This is a genomic window from Paenibacillus sp. CMM36, from assembly GCF_053570945.1.
The window spans coordinates 14,127-35,431 of record NZ_JBSEDY010000015.1; the positions used below are offsets into that span (position 1 = coordinate 14,127).

At 48.0% G+C, this 21,305-nt stretch carries 18 protein-coding genes and 1 pseudogene; 3 read left to right on the forward strand and 16 right to left on the reverse strand.

The window, feature by feature from the left end; all coding sequences use genetic code 11:
* Positions 1-159: 159 nt before the first annotated feature.
* The 3 genes from ACWA2B_RS22800 to ACWA2B_RS22810 all read right to left on the reverse strand — a co-directional run bounded on the left by ACWA2B_RS22800 (position 160) and on the right by ACWA2B_RS22810 (position 2,506).
* Positions 160-831 carry an MgtC/SapB family protein gene (locus ACWA2B_RS22800; RefSeq protein ID WP_029516107.1) on the reverse strand — a complete coding sequence of 224 codons (672 nt, stop codon included), beginning with the start codon at positions 829-831 and terminating at the stop codon, positions 160-162.
* 120 nt (positions 832-951) lie between these two features.
* The gene (locus tag ACWA2B_RS22805) at positions 952-2,385 is read right to left on the reverse strand and encodes an N-acyl-D-glucosamine 2-epimerase (protein ID WP_449292644.1); all 1,434 of its coding nucleotides are present in this window, start codon (positions 2,383-2,385) and stop codon (positions 952-954) included.
* Positions 2,375-2,506, reverse strand: coding sequence for a hypothetical protein (locus ACWA2B_RS22810; RefSeq protein WP_275041130.1), 132 nt, complete (start codon positions 2,504-2,506; stop codon positions 2,375-2,377). The genes ACWA2B_RS22805 and ACWA2B_RS22810 overlap by 11 nt, the downstream gene beginning before the upstream one ends.
* 65 nt (positions 2,507-2,571) lie before the next feature.
* On the opposite strand from ACWA2B_RS22810, the gene ACWA2B_RS22815 reads away from it, so the two are divergent.
* Positions 2,572-3,363 (forward strand): SDR family oxidoreductase, encoded by a 792-nt coding sequence (locus tag ACWA2B_RS22815; protein ID WP_165144479.1) that lies wholly within the window; start codon positions 2,572-2,574, stop codon positions 3,361-3,363.
* A 114-nt stretch (positions 3,364-3,477) separates the two neighbouring features.
* On the opposite strand, the pseudogene ACWA2B_RS22820 reads toward ACWA2B_RS22815, so the two are convergent.
* Positions 3,478-4,271 (reverse strand): annotated as a pseudogene (locus tag ACWA2B_RS22820) (YwaF family protein).
* A 164-nt stretch (positions 4,272-4,435) separates the two neighbouring features.
* Here ACWA2B_RS22820 and ACWA2B_RS22825 point away from each other — a divergent pair.
* Positions 4,436-4,648, forward strand: coding sequence for a hypothetical protein (locus ACWA2B_RS22825; protein ID WP_013309048.1), 213 nt, complete (start codon positions 4,436-4,438; stop codon positions 4,646-4,648).
* A gap of 94 nt (positions 4,649-4,742) precedes the next feature.
* On the opposite strand, the gene ACWA2B_RS22830 is transcribed toward ACWA2B_RS22825, so the two are convergent.
* The 7 genes from ACWA2B_RS22830 to ACWA2B_RS22860 form a co-directional block, all read right to left on the reverse strand.
* Complete coding sequence (locus tag ACWA2B_RS22830) at positions 4,743-6,014, reverse strand: methyl-accepting chemotaxis protein (RefSeq protein WP_029516103.1); 1,272 nt, start codon at positions 6,012-6,014, stop codon at positions 4,743-4,745.
* 263 nt (positions 6,015-6,277) lie between these two features.
* On the reverse strand, positions 6,278-7,618 hold the full coding sequence (locus tag ACWA2B_RS22835) for a hemolysin family protein (protein ID WP_341038914.1): 1,341 nt from the start codon (positions 7,616-7,618) through the stop codon (positions 6,278-6,280).
* Positions 7,619-7,759: 141 nt separating this feature from the next.
* Entirely contained in the window at positions 7,760-8,419 is a 660-nt protein-coding gene (locus tag ACWA2B_RS22840; RefSeq protein WP_318627026.1) for an SGNH/GDSL hydrolase family protein, read from the reverse strand.
* A 168-nt stretch (positions 8,420-8,587) separates the two neighbouring features.
* The gene (locus tag ACWA2B_RS22845) at positions 8,588-9,505 is read right to left on the reverse strand and encodes a PD-(D/E)XK nuclease family protein (RefSeq protein ID WP_029516100.1); all 918 of its coding nucleotides are present in this window, start codon (positions 9,503-9,505) and stop codon (positions 8,588-8,590) included.
* Between the two features lie 116 nt (positions 9,506-9,621).
* A complete protein-coding gene (locus tag ACWA2B_RS22850) occupies positions 9,622-10,932 on the reverse strand; it encodes a galactokinase (protein WP_029516099.1) in 1,311 nt (436 codons plus the stop codon).
* 189 nt (positions 10,933-11,121) lie between these two features.
* Positions 11,122-12,645: a copper amine oxidase N-terminal domain-containing protein gene (locus tag ACWA2B_RS22855; protein ID WP_029516098.1), complete on the reverse strand. Its 1,524-nt coding sequence runs from the start codon at positions 12,643-12,645 to the stop codon at positions 11,122-11,124.
* Positions 12,646-12,746: 101 nt separating this feature from the next.
* Positions 12,747-14,411 (reverse strand): PucR family transcriptional regulator, encoded by a 1,665-nt coding sequence (locus ACWA2B_RS22860; protein WP_340884569.1) that lies wholly within the window; start codon positions 14,409-14,411, stop codon positions 12,747-12,749.
* A 244-nt stretch (positions 14,412-14,655) separates the two neighbouring features.
* Here ACWA2B_RS22860 and ald point away from each other — a divergent pair, with 244 nt between their 5' ends.
* Positions 14,656-15,786, forward strand: coding sequence for an alanine dehydrogenase (gene ald, locus ACWA2B_RS22865; RefSeq protein WP_069010357.1), 1,131 nt, complete (start codon positions 14,656-14,658; stop codon positions 15,784-15,786).
* Between the two features lie 81 nt (positions 15,787-15,867).
* Here ald and ACWA2B_RS22870 read toward each other — a convergent pair whose 3' ends face one another.
* The 5 genes from ACWA2B_RS22870 to ACWA2B_RS22890 all read right to left on the reverse strand — a co-directional run bounded on the left by ACWA2B_RS22870 (position 15,868) and on the right by ACWA2B_RS22890 (position 21,112).
* Complete coding sequence (locus ACWA2B_RS22870; protein WP_449292645.1) at positions 15,868-16,413, reverse strand: mismatch-specific DNA-glycosylase; 546 nt, start codon at positions 16,411-16,413, stop codon at positions 15,868-15,870.
* Positions 16,414-16,427: 14 nt separating this feature from the next.
* On the reverse strand, positions 16,428-17,291 hold the full coding sequence (locus ACWA2B_RS22875) for an aldo/keto reductase (protein WP_449292646.1): 864 nt from the start codon (positions 17,289-17,291) through the stop codon (positions 16,428-16,430).
* A gap of 13 nt (positions 17,292-17,304) precedes the next feature.
* A complete protein-coding gene (locus ACWA2B_RS22880; protein ID WP_318627033.1) occupies positions 17,305-18,546 on the reverse strand; it encodes a WD40/YVTN/BNR-like repeat-containing protein in 1,242 nt (413 codons plus the stop codon).
* Positions 18,547-18,695: 149 nt separating this feature from the next.
* Positions 18,696-20,150, reverse strand: coding sequence for a PstS family phosphate ABC transporter substrate-binding protein (locus ACWA2B_RS22885; RefSeq protein ID WP_029516091.1), 1,455 nt, complete (start codon positions 20,148-20,150; stop codon positions 18,696-18,698).
* Between the two features lie 197 nt (positions 20,151-20,347).
* Positions 20,348-21,112 carry a methyltransferase domain-containing protein gene (locus ACWA2B_RS22890; protein WP_449292647.1) on the reverse strand — a complete coding sequence of 255 codons (765 nt, stop codon included), beginning with the start codon at positions 21,110-21,112 and terminating at the stop codon, positions 20,348-20,350.
* Between the last annotated feature and the right edge of the window lie 193 nt (positions 21,113-21,305).

Genomic DNA, 21,305 nt, shown 5'->3' on the forward strand with positions numbered 1-21,305 from the left:
TTATCCCTTGATGCTCTCTAAGCTGCTGCCTCTATGATGTAGTAAGAGTATATACACAAAAGGAAGCGTTTTCAATCATTATTTTTAAAGTTTTTTTTCCGTTATAAGAGCCGCCAGCGTTCGACAAAAAAAACTACTGTATGAGCAGTAAATATTCGTCTAATTGGACTTGGCCTCGACTGAACGAATACCTTCCATCTCTTGCAGCAGTGACAGCAATTCCTCCACTCCCTCTGACCGGGACAGCTTTAGAAGCATATGAATAACCAACTGTTCACCGTTATTGATGCGCTCGGCGTGAAAGCTGTGAATCGTCAGCTTCTTATGTTCCAGCAGTTCTTTGATCCGATTCAGTACGCCCGGCTCATTGTCGACCTGAACAACCACTTGTCGCGTAGACGGGGTAGCCATCTGATAAAACCGACTATGGAGCAAGGACTGAGCCGCTAAAATAAACAGCGTCACACCTGCACCAAGTCCATACATTCCTGCACCTACGGCTATACCGATTCCGGCGGTAGTCCAGATGCCTGCGGCAGTGGTCAATCCTTTGATTCTATTTTTTTGTGTGAAAATCATCCCTGCGCCGATAAAGCCGACTCCACTTATAACCTGCGCTGCTATTCTGGAAGGGTCCAGCGACAGGTTAGTCCAGGCGGCTTGATCCTGGAAACCATATTTGGATACCACCATCATGAGCGCTGCGCCAATACCGACAATGAAATGCGTGCGAATGCCTGCCTCCTTCATCCGACTCTTCCGTTCATAGCCGATTAACGCACCGCACAAGCCAGCGAACATGACCCGAATCAGATAATCCCAATCCCACATACTTTTTTCACTCCACTATTTATTTATGTTTTGAAAAGATGTTGCCTTAATATATACAACTCAATAATGCTACGGCAAATGAGCCGTTTATACAGCTGTTATTTTGTTATTACCCAAATTTTAAGGTATCTTCACTTCATGCTCTGGCAGATTGCGATGTACCTTTCTCCCCTTAAGCAGCCACAACTCCGGTGTATCCTGTACACCATCAAGGCGCAAGCTGAACGCCCCCGCTGGTAAATTGCGTATACGCAGCAATAGACGGTTTCCGTCTGCTACGGCATCCACAAGCTCCAACAACGTTAGTGAATCCTTCCTTAGGTGGCGGCTCAGGTCACGTGTTGTACCTGCTCTGTCCTCCCGGCTCCATATACGCAGCTCATCTACAGACGGTGTAGCAATCCGCTTGCTGAAAGAAATAACCACCTCATCTTCAGCTGATCGTTCCGCCTTAAGCGGTTTGGGCGGCTCATCGTACATGTAACCACCCAAATGGTATTCATAGGCGGTCCAGGCGTCGTACCCGCCATCCAAGGCGGCAGCGCCAAACCGCCGCGTCCACTCACGGTCCCGAACCATACGCGCGAGAGAACCGATATCCGCCTGCACCCCGAGGGGCAGACCCGGATAAGCGGCCCGTATCGACTGCGCGATGCGGGCGTAGCCGTGGGTATACTGCGGCGGCAGACGGCGACGCATCCAGTCCGGCCAATGGGTCTGGAGCACGTGCATATCCGGGGCTACGCACCCGATCATGGCTACCGCGTCAAGACCCTGCCATTCCCGTAGCTGGCCGGGGACATCGCCGCGTCCGCTCACAGCAAGCGACCATGTCGCCACACAGATGTCCGGTCGGACATCTCGCACACCACCCGCACCGTTTACCAGCTCGCTGATCAGGCCATTCACGGCGTCCACACGCAGATCAACCCACTGCGCGTACAGCTTCGGAACCTTCCGGTAATAATTCCGCGCATGCTTGTCGCGAAAATCCGGAATGTCCTCACCGCTACGCTCGCGAAAGGCGCGCTGTGCATGTGGCCCAATATCCCCGTACACTCCACTGCGCAGCCCGTTCCATTCGGGGAAATAAGGCTCCGCCACCTCGAACCCGTCGAACGGAATGTCGGTGACGAGCCGGGCAGCAGCTTTCTTTTTCCATTCCACATACTCCTGGGCAAAATGCGAAAGCCGCTGAAACCCGTCGTTCGGTTCGCGCAGCAGCTCCATGCGCCATCCTTTCCACTCCGGCGGCAGCTGGGACACGCCAAAAGAACCGTTGCCTAGCACCATCGCCCACACCGCTATGCCTCTGCGTTGAAAAGCAGCAACAAGCGCTCCATCCACTTCATTTTCACGCACGACAAAATAATGAACGGTCTGGTAGCCCGCAAGGGCGATCTCATCTGCTATACTGTCCCGCGAACGGTTCGCGTAATAGGGAAACAACGGATCGATTTGAATACTGGGGCCGCTCAGTGCCCACGGTTTCACTTTTCCGGTCAGTGCTATAGCGTCTGTCGATTCGGGTTGGTCATTTGCGTTATAGCTCAATTCGATCCACCTCCGTCACCCGGTCTTCCCCGATACGTGTTCCTGCTATAAGTTCCTGCTGGTTCCCTATGTTACCATATTTCGCAAATGGGGTGAAATCCAGCGGTGACTGTTTCACCATCAACGTACAGAGGTATGGAATAACGAGTCAGGTTTAGTTTATGAACGGAATGGGAGGAATAGTCAATGGCAGAGCAGAGATTGCAAGGAAAGATAGCAGTGGTCAGTGGTGGAGGTTCAGGAATCGGCAAGGCGACCGCGATCCGTTTTGCAGAACAAGGCGCCAAGGTGGTCATGCTGGATCGGACACCCAAGCATGCAGAGGAGACCCAAGCAATTATTGAGCAGGCTGGCGGTGAAGCACTTGTGCTGGAATGTGATATTTCCAAGCCAGATATGATTCAGCAGGGGTTCGCTAAAGTCGTGGAAACGTACGGAAAGTTGGATATCGTGTTCGCCAACGCAGGCATTAACGGCACCATGGCCCCTATCGAGACACTGGAGCTAGAGGAATGGGACCGCACGATGAACATTAATCTTCGCGGCACCTTTGCTACTGTTAAATATGCCGTTCCTTACCTGAAAGAACGCGGCGGCAGCATTATCATTACCAGCTCCATCAACGGTAATCGAACCTTTTCGGGTATTGGATTCTCAGCCTACGCCTCCACCAAGGCAGCTCAGGTTGCGTTTATGAAAATGGCAGCGCTGGAGCTGGCACGTTACAAAATTCGGGTCAACGCGATATGCCCGGGAGCCATCGACACGCAAATTGACAATAACACATACCCTTCGGAAGACTTGAAGAAGGTACAAATTCCAGTCGAATTTCCGAAGGGCGGAGAGCATCCGCTAGAGGATGCCCCTGGTGAACCAGAGCAGGTTGCCAATCTGGTCCTGTTTCTCGCCTCAGACGAGTCATCTCATGTATCGGGTACGGAAATTTATGTAGACGGAGCAGAATCACTACTGCGTTAAGTATTAGAATGGAGAACGTTATCCCCAGGCGTACTATTGTTTAGGCATTCTTAGCATTCTTAGCAGCCTTATCCTTGGTCAGATACTTGTGGAGAAGGCTGCTTTCATATGGCTTTACAACGGCTTTGATGTCGACCTATCAGCACCATGCACAGCTCCTTTGCGAAAGCGGACATACAGCCTGCCTCCCGGGAGCACCTCGAACAACAGCATCAGAAGCGAAAAGAACAGCAGTGCAATGGCTTCTTCTGCCAGAATGTACAGAGGATATGGCCCCAAAACATCCAATATCGACGGTGTCGACGGCTTTCCGGCTAGAAACATGTAGTTAGCACCGAGAGCATCGTCTACGATCCACACTATCAGCGCCAAGCCATTCAGAAAAAGCATAGCTCCCCCCACACTCTTCCATGTCGGTTTGAGTCCTTCTATCCAGGTCATATACAAGGCTGCCAAAATAATAGCACTATGAGCTACGAAAAAATGGATAAAACGATAATGCGGAAAGGCATATGCCAAATTAGGCGTGAGTACTGCTTGGAGCGCCCCTCCAATTCCGGCAAAAGGATGATCGGATATAACCAGCGGCTTCGAAAAATGAGCATCAGGATAGACAACAGCAGTGTCACACTACACAGTTCTAATGGCAATGAAGTCTGGACATCCCAAATATGCTGCATCACATACCAAATATTCAGAGTCACCTCTGACAGAATGAGGACTGTAATTAACAACCAGCGAATTCCCTCACTTACAGGCTTGTTCGACCGAATCCATCCCCTAGTCAGCCACAGCAGCAAAGCGCAAACAATGAGTCCCAATACAGCCAACCCATGTGACGGAGAAAAAGCCTCGAACCCTTCTGGCGCGTTGGCATCAAACCAAGGCCCTGACCACGACCTATCCATAGCTAGCCCCCTTTGATCTCTTTCTCGATCTCTTTCTCGATCTCTTTCTCGCTTCATTGCATTCTATTTTATAACCAATAGCCAATTATGTTCTAGCCGCGTTTCTTGCTTGTTCAATACCTTACCTTTATGATAAAAGATATTATATTCAAAGGAGAACCCTCATGGCCATTAATCGCCGATTAATTACAGATCAGGATTTCAATGAGGCACTGGAACGTCATCTTCGTGTCCGAGTATTTCAGGATGACCAATTGATTGGCTCTGGCGGAATCATAATCCGTTTTGACGATCAAACCATCGTCGTGCAATCCAGCGTCAGTGATCTGGCTTACCACCCTAGAAAACAATGTGAGTTTTTTGAAATTAAAAAATAGCCGCTACACACCGGGAAACCATTTTGCTGCGTTTTCCGGTGTATAGCGGCTACATTTTGTTCGTATATATCATGCCTCACATGACGATTTCTGATTATAGTTGCATTCCACGTGTTTTCATCATGAGTTTATTCGTAAGCACTTTCAAATCCTCGGAAGAAGACGAAATTTCCTGCATAATTGCTGTCTCCTCATGAGCAGCTGTATAAATTTTGTGAGCCCCTTCAGAGAAGGCCCCAGACATTTGCTGAATACGATGGATCTGCTCAAAGGTTTGATCTACCCGATTCGTCTGCTCCGTCACGGCCTCTTCCATTAAACGGATGCTCTCGACAAATTCACGTACAATAGCGTTCAAATGGTTCAGCGTCTGATCCACAGAGCTTGTCCGTTCCGCCTCGGCACTGACCAATGACGTTTGCTGATGCATCAACTGCACTGTCTCTACGATTTGTGACTGCACACGGCTAACGATGGCATTTATTTGCTGCACAGACTCCGTACTTTGGGCGGCAAGTGCGCGAATTTGGTGAGCCACTACCGCAAACCCGTTCCCTTCTTCTCCCGCACGCGCCGCTTCTATGGAAGCATTCAACGCCAGCAAATGGGTTTGTTCAGCAATATCCTTCACGGTGCTTGTAATCGCTTCAATTTGGGAAGCTTCTTTTTCCAGTCGTGCAATTACCTGCTGCGAACGACCATGTGATGCTGTCAGCTCTCCCATTCCATCCATCAGGGATGAAAATACGGTCTGCGTCGAATCTACTGAATGCTCCATATGGCCTGACAGTTCCAGCATATGTCCCGATTTGCTACGCATCATTTTAAAATCGCCCAGCATTCGGTCTGCTGTTTTAATCGATTGGGCAGATGCTTGCTTTTGCTGCTCCACGCCATTCAAAATATCTTCTACCACCGAAGACATGGACTCAATTTGTGTGGTAGCCTGTACAATAGCCAAGCTCAGATTTTCCGCACTTTGCGAAGTGGTTCTGGTGCTGTACGAGATCTCATTGAACATATCTTTAATGTTCAGCATCATGTGTCGAAATGCATCATACAGAACTTTGATTTCATCCTCCGAGCGACGTTCAGGAATCACAACAGACAGGTTCCCCGCCGAAGCTTCCTCTGCCGCCTTCGCCAACCTAACAATGGGCCGCGTGAGTAATTTTGAGATCAACCAGCCCAAAATGCCACTCCACAGGACACCCAATAACAGAATGATCGAAGTGTACACCCATTCTTGTGTACCTTGAGCAAGCCAGTCCTTGAGTACAAAAATAAAAAAAGCGCTTGTTCCATAGGTTATTGCAGAAATTGAGACAAATGCAGTAACCATTTTCGTACCTAGTGACATCTTCATGTACTGTAGCCCACCCCAAAAAACTCAAATTTGATTCCATTTTACCATAAAATTGCTACATTTCTAGTAGAATTTTTCACAGACAGATATATTTATGAGCATAAAGATACAGAGTCTTAAGTCCCCTATCCTAATTACAAAAAACAATATGTTACCAGGTAGCAGCTTGCATCTTAAGATGGACAAATTGCGTTGCCACAAGCTTTACAGGCTATTCGTCACATCTTAAGCAAGCTGTTACTCGACAAAGCCATTTTCCATTATTAAAAATCATTGTCATTTTTCTGTTCAACGACTGCTTTCTTCATCGCTTCAATTGTGTCTATTTGGTGACTGTTTTTTTCCAGTACAGTAAACTCCCATAAACCGATGGTCAGCTTGTCTCCTTGCTGGATATCAAAACGCTCTGAAAGCATCCATCCACCAATCGTATATACGTCCCCGGCCTCAATATCCGTCTCCAAGCGCCGATTGACCTCATGAATGAGCGCCTGTGATTTGAGTATGTAACGATGATCATCTGTTTTTGTAATGAGTGGAGTTAACGCTGCGGGGGTTTCGGTGTCGGTATAGGAAGGAATGTCTCCAACAATCTCCTCCATAATATCCTCCAGTGTGACAAGTCCAGATGTTCCACCATATTCGTCCACCAGCACCGCTACTGGAATGCGCCGTTTTTGCATCTGAATCAGCAGATCCCGAGCCTGAACCGTCTCGATAACCTGAAGCACCGGATGAATATAAGAAGCCATCGTCGTATTCCCTGTGCTGTGCCCACGTGCCAAATCATGCAGGGCTTCCTTAACGCGAATCATCCCGATAATACGATCCCGGTCGCCATGTTCAGCTACAGGTAGAAAATTATAAACTTTGTCCTCGATCAGCTCCATAAACTCGGCCACTGTTGCCTGGTGGGAGATGGAGCGGATGTGGATGCGCGGTACCATAATTTCCTGCGCTGCACGGTCGTCAAAATCAAATACATTGTTCAGATATCGATATTCTGTCGGTGTAATTTCACCACTACGAAAACCTTCAGATAATGCCAAACGAAGCTCAGCTTCACTAAGTGCTGCATCTTCTTCAGATACTTTTTTGAGCCCAAAGAGACCTGTAATGACACGCGATGAACGACTAAGAACCCAATTCAGAGGATAGGTCATTTTATAAAATATCGTGATCGGACGGGCAAAAAACAATGCCATCGGTTCCGCAATCTGTATGGCGAATGTTTTCGGTACCAGCTCCCCAATGACCACCTCAAAATAGGTCAAGATCAGAAAAGCCAGCAAAAAGGAGAGCACTCCCGTCAGGCCTGCCGGAATATGAGCCAGCACAAACAGGGGGTGTAGCAGATGTTCAACAGTAGATTCCCCTAGCCAGCCTAGCGCCATTGAGGTTAATGTCGTTCCGAGCTGACAAGCAGATAAATACTCGTCCAGCCGAGACAGAATGTTTTTAACAGCTTTCGCATTTTTGTTGCCTTCTGAGGCCAATTGATTGATGCGAGATACCCGCACACGAATAATGGAATACTCCGAGGCCACAAAAAAAGCAGTTAATGCGATAAGTAATATAACCAGAATGATATTTATCGTTTCCATAGCCCTCTCTTGCTCCGTTCATGATGAAGCAAGAAGCACCCCCTTTGACATTCATTTTTGGATGGAACCATAACATAAGTAATGATGTCCATAATCGTGTATTACCCAAAAATGACAAGGAGTAGACTATGTATGACCCTGTTAGCGAATCGCCAGCGGACTCTTTTGCACGATATCTATCCATTGATCAGCTATCAACTGATGCCCAACCGCTGTCGGATGAACCCCGTCATGCAGCCAATAGGAGGCGTCCGCCTGGGTAGCGGCTTCGTTCAACATGCTCTGGAGCGGCACAAATACAGCACCAAATTCGTCCGCTAGCTGACGTACAATACGCTGATACCCCGTTATTTTTTCTTGCCAAATGTTCCATCGCGCTTCGGTAGCTCCTGTTTTCAAAATAAACGGCTCGCACAGCACGAGTCCCAGATCAGGCATCACTTCACGCGTTTCCTCCAGAAGGTGGCGATACGCTCGTTCAAATCGGTCCGTCACCCCGGACGGTTCCTGCTCGACGATACGCCAGGCGTCGTTCACTCCGATTAGAATACTGAGCAGATCCGGCTTCAGGCTAAACATGTCCTCATTCCAGCGTGCATACAAATCTGAAACTCGATCCCCCGAAATTCCCCGGTTCACAAATTCTGGCTGTGTGGTCGTCAAACGGCTCCCCAATGCACCTGCGATCAGATACACATAACTCTGACCCAGCCAATGGTTCGCATCCTCATTTCGTCCCCTTCCTCCGTCTGTTATAGAATCTCCCTGAAATAGAATACGTGCGTGTTCTGTACTCGTCATCTTCCTAACTTCCTCCTTCACATTTTCCAATAATACCCTTATCATACCTCGCGTCATCTAAATTATAAAGCGGTTTCAAAATATAGAAGAATTATAGATTTGCCATATGGCCGGATTCACTAGCTTTAATTAGGGTAGGAATCCGGTGGCAAAGGCGATCAAGTCATTTCACACCGCTCGGTACTTACACACCTCACGAAAATTACAGCCTCCGCACGCTCTGCGTGAAGGCATCGGAGTGAAGAAAGACTCGGACTTGGGGCGGTTATAGTAATCGTCATCGAGACAGGACTTCATTTCATCGATGTATCGTCCTACATTACCAACCACTTTGTCGATATCTTCTTGCGCGGGACGATATACCTCATGCTCTCCTGTCATCAAATACTCCACACGTACCTCAATCTTCTCCAAAGGAAGCTGATAGTGCTCCTGCACATAGGAAGCATACAAAAAAAGCTGGTCGGAAAAATCGCCTTCCTTGCCTGTTTTCCAATCCACGATGACCATGTCTCCATTGTCTCTACGGTAGAGCAAATCCATTTTGACATACACCTTCGTCTCATGAAGGAGCATCGTATCCCACTTCTCCACTTCTACAATTCGGGCCTTTCCCTGTTGCAGTTCACGCCAAACCGCAGTACGGTACAAATTGTGTATCACCGCGTGCTGCCGCTCCTTAATAAGGGCGATCCGTTCTGGAAGCACCTCGTCGTCGTAATAAACCTCCGCCAGCATGACGCGATTTTTCGGATCTTGTAGCCATAGCTCACGGTGTAGCGATTCCTTGTAGCTGTTATTCAACATGTTCTTCATAGCTGTCTCAAGGTATGCTGTGCGCGGGATAGCCCCTTTTTCCATCCATCCACGTATGACGGATTCACACATTTGATGCGTAATATTCCCGAATAAAATATATAAGTTGCTCAGTTGCTTGAGCCGATACAATGTAACTTGCTCTTCAGTGCCCTGTGCCGAATTCCAGCCATTATGCGAGCCGTAATAATGATAATAGTATTTGCGTAAGCATTCATCGAACGTTTGAGCCCTCGATTGCGAATAGGACCAGGACGGGTATATAGCCATGACAGGCCCTCCTTCATTAAAACTATCATCTCTTTATTATAACGCAAACCCAAGCTGTATCGGCGATAAAAAGGACGAAGACCTTAACCCATGGGTTAAAGTCTTCTACTGACTGACTAGTTTGTAGACTCGCAATGAGTCCGTTCAACATTGATCAAATTACTAACATTAACGGCACCGTCCTCACGGACGTTGACAACAAGTACCGGAGTTCCCAGCATGCCGCTGATCCACTCCTTATAATCATCCACATGATCATTCGGAAGAATCGTCAAGATGACACCAGCAAAGCCACCACCATGTACTCTGCATGCGCTGTTATCTATTGACTTTAAATACATTTCGGTTAAAGCCAGTGCAACCGATACGTCTTGTTCCCGCGCAATCCCACTTCTATATACGTTTTGGAGCCATTTCCATGAGGAATTACCAGATTCAGTAACGAGCCTCAGGAAATCAGTAAAGCGCCCTTCCTCCAGTGATTTCACCTGTTCATCCACACGTCTATTTTCTTCAAAAAAATGCAACGCCCGCAGCACTGCACGGTCTCCTGCTTTTTCCCTGACCATCTTGAGGTTGGCATATAGATCCTCCGGCAATAAGTCACGGCAAACCGTTGCGCCTAAAGATTGTGCCACTGCACGCATTTCGTTGGGCACTGCCGCGTAATCGTCCGTTAAATCGGCATGATTTCCACCTGTATTTACAATAACGAGGGAATATCCGTTTTGTTCAAAATTCCAATGAACAGGATTTATGATCGGTTCCTTGGGATTTTCAAAGTCAATGGAAATCAAGCCGCCATACGCACAAGCCATCTGATCGAGCAGCCCCGACGGCTTGTTCCAATAGCCATTTTCTGCATACTGACCAATTTTGGATTTAGCAACAGCATCTAACGCTCCCTCGTTATAAAAATGATTTAATATCGTACATATCAACATTTCAAAAGAAGCGGAAGAGCTTAAACCTGAAGCAGAGAATACATTACTTGATATATAAGCTTGGAATCCCCCGATACGGTATCCGAATTCAAGTAGACCAGCGGCAATACCACGGACCAGCAGCATCGTACTGTCATCCTCCGGTTTTGGCGACAAGTCAGTTAAATCGATGACGTACTTCGTCTTGTAGCCTTCAGAAAAGAATGTAATTACAGACTCCTCCACTTTAGAAGCTACAGCGATGGTATCAAGTGTAATACTGCCTGCCAGCACCTTCCCGTGATTGTGGTCTGTATGATTTCCACCAATTTCGCAGCGCCCCGGAGCACTAAACAGTTCAATATCCCCTACACCAAAATGCTCCCGATACGCCTGTATAAGTGATTCATATCGAGTCGTTTGCTCAGAGATTTGCTGTTGACCGTACATTCGGGCAAGCACTATTTGTCCCTCTCTGGAATTCAATAGTTCCATATCTTTCATCGTATATCCCCCTAATTGTATGTGTTTTCCTATGCTGGAATGATACTATCATTATCTCAATTTTCCCTGTATGAAAGTATGGCACTTTTAAAATTTGTAAGCGCTTATTTTAATCGCTTTACTGAGCATTTTACCAATATAACTAAAAAAGAACCAGCCCCTAACTGGGCTGGTTCCTTGAATTTCTTTTTAGTCGCGTTTCAGTACATATTCTCCATCACTGTTACGAGTTACTGTGGCGCCAAGCGCCTCGGCAACTGATTTGAAAGGAACATACAATGTGCCATATTCATCCGTATATGGAGCTTGTGGCAACGTCAATGTGCTTCCTTCCAATACAGCTTGTTTAGAGCCACTTTTCAGCTTAATCGTCTTACCTGTAATATCATCAATTACAGTAGTCTGTTTGGCAGCTGCATCCCATTTTAACTCGGAGTTCAGTTCGCTCGTCAGTTCACGCAATGGAATAAAGGCAGTACCACCACGATTCTCCAAGACGTAGTAATCGTCTTTAGGATCGAAAGTTGTTTCTACTTTTGTAATTTCCAAATCATTTTTTAAAATGTTGTAGATCGGAGAATTCGCTTCAAAATTGCGCAGCGTCGCTCCCGGAGTTAATTCAGCTTGTTTATTCAAGTCAATAACACCGTTAGAAATATCCACTTTATCAGCCGTCACACTACCATTGACGTTCCAAGATTGAGTTTCGGTCAGAATTGTGAAGGACTTCACCGGAAGACCATCCACATCTGGCAAAGCAACCGTCAGGTCTGTTGCCGCTTTGCGAACATTTCCTTTTTCATCAAAATACATGTCGCTTTTCAGAACCGTGTTAGCACTCAGGACCGTTTTGATTTCAGGGGACTGTGCATACATGGTGCTAACGCCTACATCATATTGATCAACAGCTAGATCCAAATATTTTTTAACTTCGGTATAAGCCTCATTGACCATTTTTTCTTTGTTAGCACTCAGTTCCGCTGTTACTTTATCACTATCTTCAATATTCATGCCGGAAGCAATCGTCTTCGTCATATCAATGGCTTGCCCGATCAGCTCTTTCAAGCCTGCTTCGTCCTTGGCCAGATTCGCCAGGAACGGTTTTACCAATGTTACCAGCTCATCACCACGAAGTTCAGCATGCAGATGGGTCAGTTTCACTTTGTCTTTTTCACCGTATACTTCCTCGGTTACAGACGTTGCAGAAATGGTCGAAGGGTTAGGCGCATGCTTGAGCATAAGTGCAGCGGCTGTTTTCGTCAGTTCTCTCACGTCTTTGGAATATACATATGGATCAAATCCAGCAGGCAGACCGCTCAAACTCTCTTGCGAGTTCAGAGATATGTAATAAGGTTTTTTGGCACCTTCCAGTTGAATAGCCAAACCTTGGCGGTCTAAAGCAAGTTCAAACGGCAAATTATACTTATCGATGTGCAATGTACCTTTGGCAGAAGCAAGTTCCTCCGATTGTACTTTGGCTTCATCCACAGTAACGGAAATCGAATTAATCAAATCTACGATTTCTTTATCTCCTTGCGTGATTCCTTCTTTGGGAGTCAACTTAAGAGAGATTTTCTCTGTTGTCTGCTGGGATTTCACATCTAGTGTTCCCAATAAATTTTTACTTACATCAAATCCACCTACTGCCTGGCAACCTGTCAAAGCTACCATTAACAGAATAAGAGGGACGGCGATCCATTTTTTTATATTCATATTAATCCCCTTTCAAGATATTTCCGTAATCTCTTCTATTATCTCAGTGTTAACACGCATTGTAAATGAGTAGAATGGAAAATGGAACTAGTTATTTAGGATCAATTTTCAGCCTGAAGCATCCGGTAAGCCAGTAGTGCCATTTCCAGGCAACGACGTTTGTCAGGGTCTGCCAGATTTCCCTCTATGATTTCATTAATTTTATCCAGCCGATTATAAAGGGTCTGTCTGTGAATGTACAAAATTCCGGCGGTATCACGCTTGGAACCATGGGATTGAAAATAGGCATCCAGTGTATCCAGAAGCTGCATATGGTGCTCACGATCATGCGCAATCAGCCCACCCAAATGGTCCTCTACGAACTCTTGTAGAAAAGGAATGCGGGGCACCGCCTTCAACAACTGATAGATTCCGATGCTGTCGTAAAATAACCGATCCTTCATGACTGGGACGCTTCGTGCCACTTCAATGACCTCATATGCCTCTTCAAAACTGCGATCCGTCCCCGTCATGCGATGCCTTACCTTACCAAAGCCTGCATGAATGCGCACCTTATCAAGCTGTCCTGCGGCATAGTTCTGAATATATTGAACTGTATGGGCAAGCACTTTTTTCATTTGCGCTGCGGAACGCAGTGTTAATTCCTCCTTGGCACAAAGGATGTAACACTGACTCCCCTTCATCATCAACAGATTGTGCAACGTTTCTTTTTTCAACAATGAACGAAGTAGCACTAGCACATCCTGATTGATGGACTCCTTGCGCACCTGACTGGCATCTTTGTCCTGATGTTCCACCTCAATGACCCCTGCCCAAAATAAATACTGTCCCTTCGATAACAATCGCAGGCCCATTCGGGTCTGGGCCTGCTCTTCACTGGGAAGCTGCCCGCTCAGCACATCCTGAATCAATTCATTTTGATTACGCAGCAATCGGTCTTCAAGAAACTGTGTTCTCAGCACCAATGTAGCGGCCGCCTTGGCCGTGTAATCGAGCAGCAGCGACATTTCTTCTGTCGGCATTTCACCATGCAGCACCAAACCTACTGCGGAAAACACCTGACCGAAGCATACAACGGGCTGAAACAACACAGCAGTGGATTCATTCAGGTGAAATAGCAGATGCCCCTCCCGATCGGCGGTCATACTAGATTCCACTTCATGGGCATAAAAATCTGCAATACGGTCCGCTAGATCCGGCTGGACGGAAGGTACGAATCGATTGGTATCAATGGAAGACATGTAGATGACCTGCCGGGCTGCATAGTCATGGAGCACACGCAAGAGGGCGCTCATATCAGTACTGCGCAGGGTTTCCTGCTGAAGTTGACGTGAAAATCGTTCCAGATCTTTTAGGAGTTCATGATGTCGGTTAATAAGTAGGGAATGAATATCTTGTGTAATTTCAACAAAACGCACTGGCTGCTCAAATACGATGACCGGGAAGTGATGTCGTTCCGCCAACTCCAGGATTTCAGAAGGGATTTCATGAATGCTCGTGCCCAGCTCCACACACAATCCCGCGGCTTCCGAGCGGATCAGTTGCTCCATATACTCGGCGCGCTCTTCCCCCTTCCGGGTGAGCCACAGGCCGGTCGTCAAAATCAAGTCATGCCGGCTCACAAACGGAGAGACATTTGTGATTTCTAGCACATGGACCCAACCCACACGGCGATGTACGCCCTGTTCCCCCGCCGCCAGCTTCGCCCGCCGGAAAACGGGACGTTCCAGCACATCCGCAATGGTAAATGTTTTTTTACCGTTCATCGGCATTCTCCTTATGTATATGTCTTTATGTCATTTTACATGACATATATTCATCAAAAAGTCGAGCCTTTAAGTCAGATAATCCGACAAAATGTATGATGTCAAGGAGCTTCACCCCTTGTAAACTGTACCTAATCTAACATGAATTGCATTTATCGGCTTGAGTCCATGTAACTAATCAGCAGGCTGCATAAAAATGATAGTGAAATTTTCTTAACCATTATTTTTAGGAGAGGTGAATGAAATGAAAATTGGGGTTCCGAAAGAGATTAAAAACAATGAGAATCGTGTCGCTCTAACGCCCGCAGGTGCAGCTCAAATGATCCAACACGGACATCATGTGTTTGTGGAAAGCCACGCAGGTGTTGAAAGCGGCTTTACGGATGGAGATTATGCCACTGCGGGTGCGACTCTTGTGCAGCAAGCTGCGGACGTGTGGTCCCAGGCGGATCTGATCATCAAGGTAAAAGAGCCGCTCTCCTCTGAATACGGATATTTCCGACCAGGATTGATTTTATTCACCTATCTGCATTTGGCCGCCGAGCCAGCACTGGCCCGCGCTTTAACAGACAACGGTGTAGCCGCTATTTCCTATGAGACACTAGATGTTGAGGGCAGCCTCCCGCTGCTTACTCCGATGAGTGAGGTTGCCGGTCGAATGGCTGTACAAATTGGAGCACAACTGCTGGAAAAACCAAAGGGTGGCAAAGGCATCCTGCTGGCAGGTGTGCCGGGGGTCAAACGCGGTAAAGTGACCATTATTGGCGGAGGGGTGGTCGGTACCAATGCTGCCAAGGTCGCCATCGGTCTCGGGGCAGATGTGACACTAATCGACCTAAGCCTGCCAAGACTGCGCCAACTGGATGATATTTTTGGCAATCAGCTCCATACGCTAGTGTCCACCCCGTCCAACATTGCTGAAGCCGTGGCGCAAAGTGATTTGCTGATCGGCGCTGTCCTAATCACTGGTGCCAAAGCTCCGCGGCTCGTAACGGAAGCCATGGTACAGACGATGCAGCCCGGTTCTGTGATTGTGGATGTCGCCATCGACCAAGGCGGCATTGTCGAGACGATTGACCACATTACGACACACGACCAGCCTACCTATGTGAAGCATGGCGTCATTCACTATGCGGTAGCAAACATGCCGGGCGCGGTACCGCAAACCTCGACGCTGGCCCTGACGAACGCGACGCTCCCCTTTGCTCTCCAGCTCGCAGATTTGGGTGTGCAGGAGGCGCTTCGCAGAAGCAAACCACTGCTTAGTGGCACCAATGTCCTGAATGGACATATTACCTACGAAGCGGTCGCACGTGATCTGGGATATCCTTATGTTCCCGTGGAACAGGCATGGCAGGCGAAAGCCTTACAATAGAAACAGCTCAAAGAACCACATGCTCTTCCCAGCAGGGACCGAAGCGTGTGGTTCTTTTTGTACTAGCTATATTCACCGTACTTACTGCATTTCAGATATTTCTGACGAAAGTAACGTTTGAAGACGGCGATAAATATCTGTGATTTCTTCCAGCGACATGCGCACCAGTCCGCTAGACGAAGGTGCCACAAATTCATGCATCTCAGGAATTAGCGGTTCAGGCTGAAATCCCCAATCTACTTTGGATCTTTTACTGTATTCGGTGTACACGCCTTTGCCGACAAAGCAAGCAACCTTCGGGCGATATTCCTTTAGCTTCTCGTATAGCTTCAGACGTCCTTCGGCGTATTCCTCGCGTGCAATGTCCTCCATTCCCCTCGTGGGACGGGAAACAATGTTCGTAAAACCGAAGCCCAGCTTCAGCAGCTCCCGATCTTCCGATGGATTGTACAAGCGAGGTGTCAAGCCTGCTCCCTCAAGTATGCGCCAAAAGCGGTTGCGCGGATTCGCATAATGATGTCCTACCTCGCCTGATTTCAGGCTGGGATTAAAGCCGATGAATACAACGGATAATCCATAATCCAGATGATCATCTACCTCATGCAGTTCTGTCTCTCGCTCTGTCATGGGCTCCTCCTTCCTCAAACCATATCCAGCGGCTGCTTCCGCGTCGGCGGAGGAAAAGCTTCGTCTATTTGTTGAAGTTGTTCAGGGGTGAGCCGAATACTTGCTGCCGCTGCATTTTCTCGTACATGCGATTCCTGTACCGCCTTCGGAATGGCCCAGACATCCCCGTCCCGTATGACCCACGCAAGCGCAATTTGCGATGGAGTTACCCCGTGGCTGGCAGCAATGTCTACCATAACAGGATGCTCCAGCAGGCCCCGTCGCAGGCGACCACCTTGGGCAATCGGGCAATAGGCCATCACAGGCACTCCATTCGCACGGCTCCAAGGTAGCAGATCATATTCGATGCCCCGCGAAGCCGCGTGATACAGCACTTGATTGACAGCGCAGGCTTCGCCTCCACTCAGGCTCCATAGCTCCTCCATGTCGGACTTGTCCAGATTGGACACTCCCCAGCTGCGGATTTTGCCCTGCTCACGCAGTTTTTCCATACCTTCTATTGTCTCTTCCAGTGGAATATTCCCTCGCCAATGCAACAAATACATATCCATGTAATCCGTTCCCATGCGGGTTAAGCTCGCTTCGCACGCTTGAGCCAGTCCTTGGCGGTCCGCATGATGAGGGTAAGCCTTGCTGACAAGATAGACATCGTCCCGGCGCCCCTGAATGGCCTCTCCGACGATCTCTTCTGCGCCGCCCTCCGCATACATTTCAGCCGTGTCCACCAGCAACATGCCCAGCTCGAAGCCAAGTTGAAGCGCACGCACCTCCTCCTGCCGAAGTGAGGCTTTTTCGCCCATATTCCACGTGCCCTGCCCGATGAACGGTACTTCACGACCGTCCGTCCATGTGATCACACTTTTCTTATGTTGGCTCATATGCATTCCCTCCTTAGGAGCCTGGTGTCACAGGCTTATCAAATACATGGCTCTGCGTCCAATGCTGTCCACCATCCGAGGTAGTGTACATAACTGGGGCCTGCTCTGAGTCCGAAAAAATAGCCCAGCCTTCTTTGGCATTTGCCATCCCGATTTGCTGACCGCCATAACCGTCAAAGCCTTGCTTTCCATTGTTCCACGTCTTGCCGCCGTCAGTCGTCCAGCCAATCGTATTGGGCTTGTCGCACGGTGCGCAATAACCGCCCATCCATGCGGTACTGCTATTAACCGCATAGAGCATACCTGGTGCCGCCCCTTCATTTTTAGGAACCTGATTGTCTTGCTGGCTAATACCTGGTGCCGGGCCACCGCCAGCGGTGGCATTCGCCAGTACAGGACGCCAGCTTTGTCCACTATCGGCAGTATGCCAAAGCGAATACGACGTCTGATTCATCCCCGTATCTCCAACCAGCTCGATCCATGCGTTGCCACGTTCTACCGAACGAATAATGGCTCCATTTAGAGGCGCCTCCGTTGTCCGGGACATGACAGTAGTCCACTTTTGGCCCCCGTTAACGGTATGTAAAATCTGGAATGAACGGTTTGTGTCCTGCGTAACCGCCCAGCCGTTTTGCCGATCATGGTAATATGGCTGTCCTACCATGTGGCCAGGCACGGGGAGCGAAGACCAGCTTTGCCCGCCATCCTTCGTATATTGGTTGCCACTGAACCCTTCCTTGGATGATACAAAGTGTAAAAAGCCCGTTTGCCCTTGCTCAGGTACAGTCCCAACAACCTCCCAGCGTTTGCCGCCATCGCGAGTGGCCAGCAGCGATCCGCTGTCTGCCATAACAGTCCAGCCTTGCTGCCCGTTCAAGGCAAAAATCTGCTGAACCGTACCTTGGCCCTGATATTGCACATTCCACGTCGATCCGACTGAACCGGATGCAGACGCGTCCGTTCGGGCAATCCAGCCATTTCCGCCGATCCAGCCGGATTGGCCGTCGATCAAACGCAACGCGGTAATATTGTCCATGCGGACTTTCGCTATAGTAGTGTCTGTGGTTGCTTGTCCTCCTGTTTTCGGTGTATCTACAGTCGCTCCCGAACCATTCGCTTGTGCCGAGACGGCACCCTTTTGCTCATTTTGAGCCGTTTGTCCTGTTTGCGAACTTGTTTGTGAGCCTGTTTCACACCCCGCTGTCACTATGGCTACGGCGAGTAAAAGCACCCAGACCGATGTTTTTTTCTTCATTTTCGTTCATCCCCTTATGTTGGTGATATACATGGCTGTGCGGGTATTGTATTCACAGCCATGTATATTCTATGTATTACCCTGCTGTCTTCGTTTCACTCTTAAGGTGAATATATGGAATGGACTGAATGCAAACCAGCGTTACAGGATTACGAGTTTACAGGAACAAAGCCGCCTTTTTCGATGGCCCGAGTTCCTTCTTCACTTTGCAGCCATTCGAGTAATCGTTGCATCGAAGGGCTTGGTTCCTCGCCTTCCCGTGTGACTACAAACAGTTGAGCTGTGAATGGATATTGCTTCGAGCGGATGTGCTCTTTGTTCGGCTCCACTCCATCAATAGACAAAAATTTGACCTCTTGACGATTATGCATCACATTTGCAAAATAATAAAATGAATAACCGAGCGCGTTGTGATCCTTGTTAAAATCTGCGACTGCATTAATCATACCACCCATAATGCCAATTTGTAGTTCACGTGGCGGGTCAGCCATTTCATGGCCTGCCATCACTTTCTTTTGCATATATGTCTGACTGCCTGAATTTTCTTCTCGCTGATAAGCAATGATCGGCTGATCCTTGCCCCCTACCTCATTCCAATTGCGGATAGCCCCTTCATATATACGGCGAACCTGCTCCGAAGAAAGTCCTCTAACCGGATTGTCTTGATGTACGAGGAAAATAAACGCATCCCACCCAATGGGTGTGAGCTTCATTTGTATTCCCCGACTTTTCGCCAGCCGCAGTTCCTCATCGGAAGGACCAGCCACCAGAATCAGATCCGCCTTCTTTTTGATCAAATTGACATATGCCTGATGGGTCGTGTTGAATCTCAGTTCGTGCGCTGCTCGCGCCTTGCTCATTCCGGTCAGTTCATGCAGCATATCCTGCGCAAACGGAATGGCCGCTGTAGCCCCGTCAACTACCGGAAAATCTCTCTCTGCAATGTATGGGCGTTGAGGAAGCATCAGTGTAATCGTCAGCACAATGACGAGCGCAGCAGATATCGCGGCAACAATCCATTGCCATCTATGATCCACCTTACCATTCTTGTCGGTTAGCGCTGGATAACGATTTACCCCAACTCCTACTACCATGCCAACTATCGGCAGCAGTGCAGCCAGTAGAAACCAGATTTCACCATGCTGTGTATATGGACCCAATACCTCTAACACAGGCTCCGCCCAAGCATGATAGAGTGAAAAGAGCCCCCACGCCCCTCCCGACACTTCAGCAGGTTGACCACCAGACCCTTGTATTCCTACAATCCACAACCACAGCCCACATAATAATGATAATAGCCCGGTCAGCATCAGCGAAAGCTTGCCCATGCTGGACATACGCGCACTCAAGGCACCATAAGCTGCAAAGATGAGACCGATAATCCATGCATATAGAAGCAGTATTACAATCACAGTTGTATCCGTTACACCTTCATGCCTCAGCAGAAGCTGCACTTGGGGTGCCACAACCATACTCCAAACTACATTAAACATGACTGAAAACAATCCAAACATAAACGTACCGCCCAACCATGGCCAAAACCATGCTATCCGCACAGACTCGTCCTTTTCCGGCTTGGTTATAACTTCCTTTGGATCAGACATGTACATCCCCCTATAACTAATGAATGAAATAAGACTGTAAGCCATTGCTTCTTCATTGTACAATTATGGTAAAGATTAGTATACGAGAGGAGGATAAAAATGTCCTTATCCGATCTTCCTAGCGATGGATTACTCAAGCTGCGTATGGCAAAAAAGGCCTCCCCCACGGGAAAGGCCTTTTTGTCATCGAATCTTCTTTATATCGCTCTGGCATGGATCAAAAAACGGTGCTGCTTCACGTCCCAATAGCCATCATGTTTAATATCTAAATACAGACCATATAGCTGTTCTATATATTTCTCCGGCTGAAAGTCTGTAATCTGCCATTCGATTGCTTTTAAGTAATATACAATCGCTCCAATATCGTAAAAGCGCTGTATCGGAAACTGTTCCTGCTGCTCTAAAATTTCGAAGCCATTGCTTTTCAAACCTGCAAGTGCTTGAGAAAGGGTCCAGTCCGCATACTCGTATTCAGGTGCTCCCAAACGGTCGTTGATGCCCGCACAATCTAGGCCCCCTACCTGTTGAGTCAAGAACGTCCCACCTGGTCGCAAAATACGCCGTACCTCCGTTGGCGAAAATGACTCATGCTTATTCAGCACGAGGTCGAACCCGGCATCGCCAAACGGAAGGGAATCGTCATCCTGTATAGCCATAACGCGCACACCCAGCGGCTCCAATCTTTCCTTGGCGATAGGAACATTCGGTGCATACGCTTCTGTCGCACATACGATCTCTGGAAAAGGGCGTAGCCGAGATAATAGCTCTCCCCCGCCTGTTCCCATATCCAGCATCGCCTTGGATGAATGAATAAACTTCATAGCCTTGCTGACATAAGACCATTCCAAGGGCTCGCTCGCCACACGTCCCGTATCCGAGATGAATGAAAAATCCCATCCGGAAAATGACTGCTTATAATTCTCCAAGAACTGTAGAAATTCACGATCTTCTGTATATTTCATATTATTTTTGCTCCTCCACCATTGAGCTGTACGTTATTGAACTCTTCTCTCTGTATGTTCTACGTTGTATCTCTCTGTACATCTATTTTATGTCAGCTCTAATGTGGAGGAGCTCTTGCCCGTCGGTGAGGTTGTTATATGTCGTGTCGGAACCATCCCATGTTTATCTACCTCCGTCCATATGCCATCCAAA

Bases quoted from the DNA above. Each gene is read 5' to 3' on its own strand.
- ACWA2B_RS22800 (WP_029516107.1), bottom strand. From the start codon at position 831: ATGTGGGATTGGGATTATCTGATTCGGGTCATGTTCGCTGGCTTGTGC.
- ACWA2B_RS22810 (WP_275041130.1), bottom strand. From the start codon at position 2,506: ATGGTGAAACAGTCACCGCTGGATTTCACCCCATTTGCGAAATATGGT.
- ACWA2B_RS22815 (WP_165144479.1), top strand. From the start codon at position 2,572: ATGGCAGAGCAGAGATTGCAAGGAAAGATAGCAGTGGTCAGTGGTGGA.
- ACWA2B_RS22825 (WP_013309048.1), top strand. From the start codon at position 4,436: ATGGCCATTAATCGCCGATTAATTACAGATCAGGATTTCAATGAGGCA.
- ACWA2B_RS22830 (WP_029516103.1), bottom strand. From the start codon at position 6,014: ATGAAGATGTCACTAGGTACGAAAATGGTTACTGCATTTGTCTCAATT.
- ACWA2B_RS22835 (WP_341038914.1), bottom strand. From the start codon at position 7,618: ATGGAAACGATAAATATCATTCTGGTTATATTACTTATCGCATTAACT.
- ACWA2B_RS22840 (WP_318627026.1), bottom strand. From the start codon at position 8,419: ATGACGAGTACAGAACACGCACGTATTCTATTTCAGGGAGATTCTATA.
- ACWA2B_RS22845 (WP_029516100.1), bottom strand. From the start codon at position 9,505: ATGGCTATATACCCGTCCTGGTCCTATTCGCAATCGAGGGCTCAAACG.
- ACWA2B_RS22850 (WP_029516099.1), bottom strand. From the start codon at position 10,932: ATGAAAGATATGGAACTATTGAATTCCAGAGAGGGACAAATAGTGCTT.
- ACWA2B_RS22855 (WP_029516098.1), bottom strand. From the start codon at position 12,645: ATGAATATAAAAAAATGGATCGCCGTCCCTCTTATTCTGTTAATGGTA.
- ACWA2B_RS22860 (WP_340884569.1), bottom strand. From the start codon at position 14,411: ATGAACGGTAAAAAAACATTTACCATTGCGGATGTGCTGGAACGTCCC.
- ald (WP_069010357.1), top strand. From the start codon at position 14,656: ATGAAAATTGGGGTTCCGAAAGAGATTAAAAACAATGAGAATCGTGTC.
- ACWA2B_RS22870 (WP_449292645.1), bottom strand. From the start codon at position 16,413: ATGACAGAGCGAGAGACAGAACTGCATGAGGTAGATGATCATCTGGAT.
- ACWA2B_RS22875 (WP_449292646.1), bottom strand. From the start codon at position 17,291: ATGAGCCAACATAAGAAAAGTGTGATCACATGGACGGACGGTCGTGAA.
- ACWA2B_RS22880 (WP_318627033.1), bottom strand. From the start codon at position 18,546: ATGAAGAAAAAAACATCGGTCTGGGTGCTTTTACTCGCCGTAGCCATA.
- ACWA2B_RS22885 (WP_029516091.1), bottom strand. From the start codon at position 20,150: ATGTCTGATCCAAAGGAAGTTATAACCAAGCCGGAAAAGGACGAGTCT.
- ACWA2B_RS22890 (WP_449292647.1), bottom strand. From the start codon at position 21,112: ATGAAATATACAGAAGATCGTGAATTTCTACAGTTCTTGGAGAATTAT.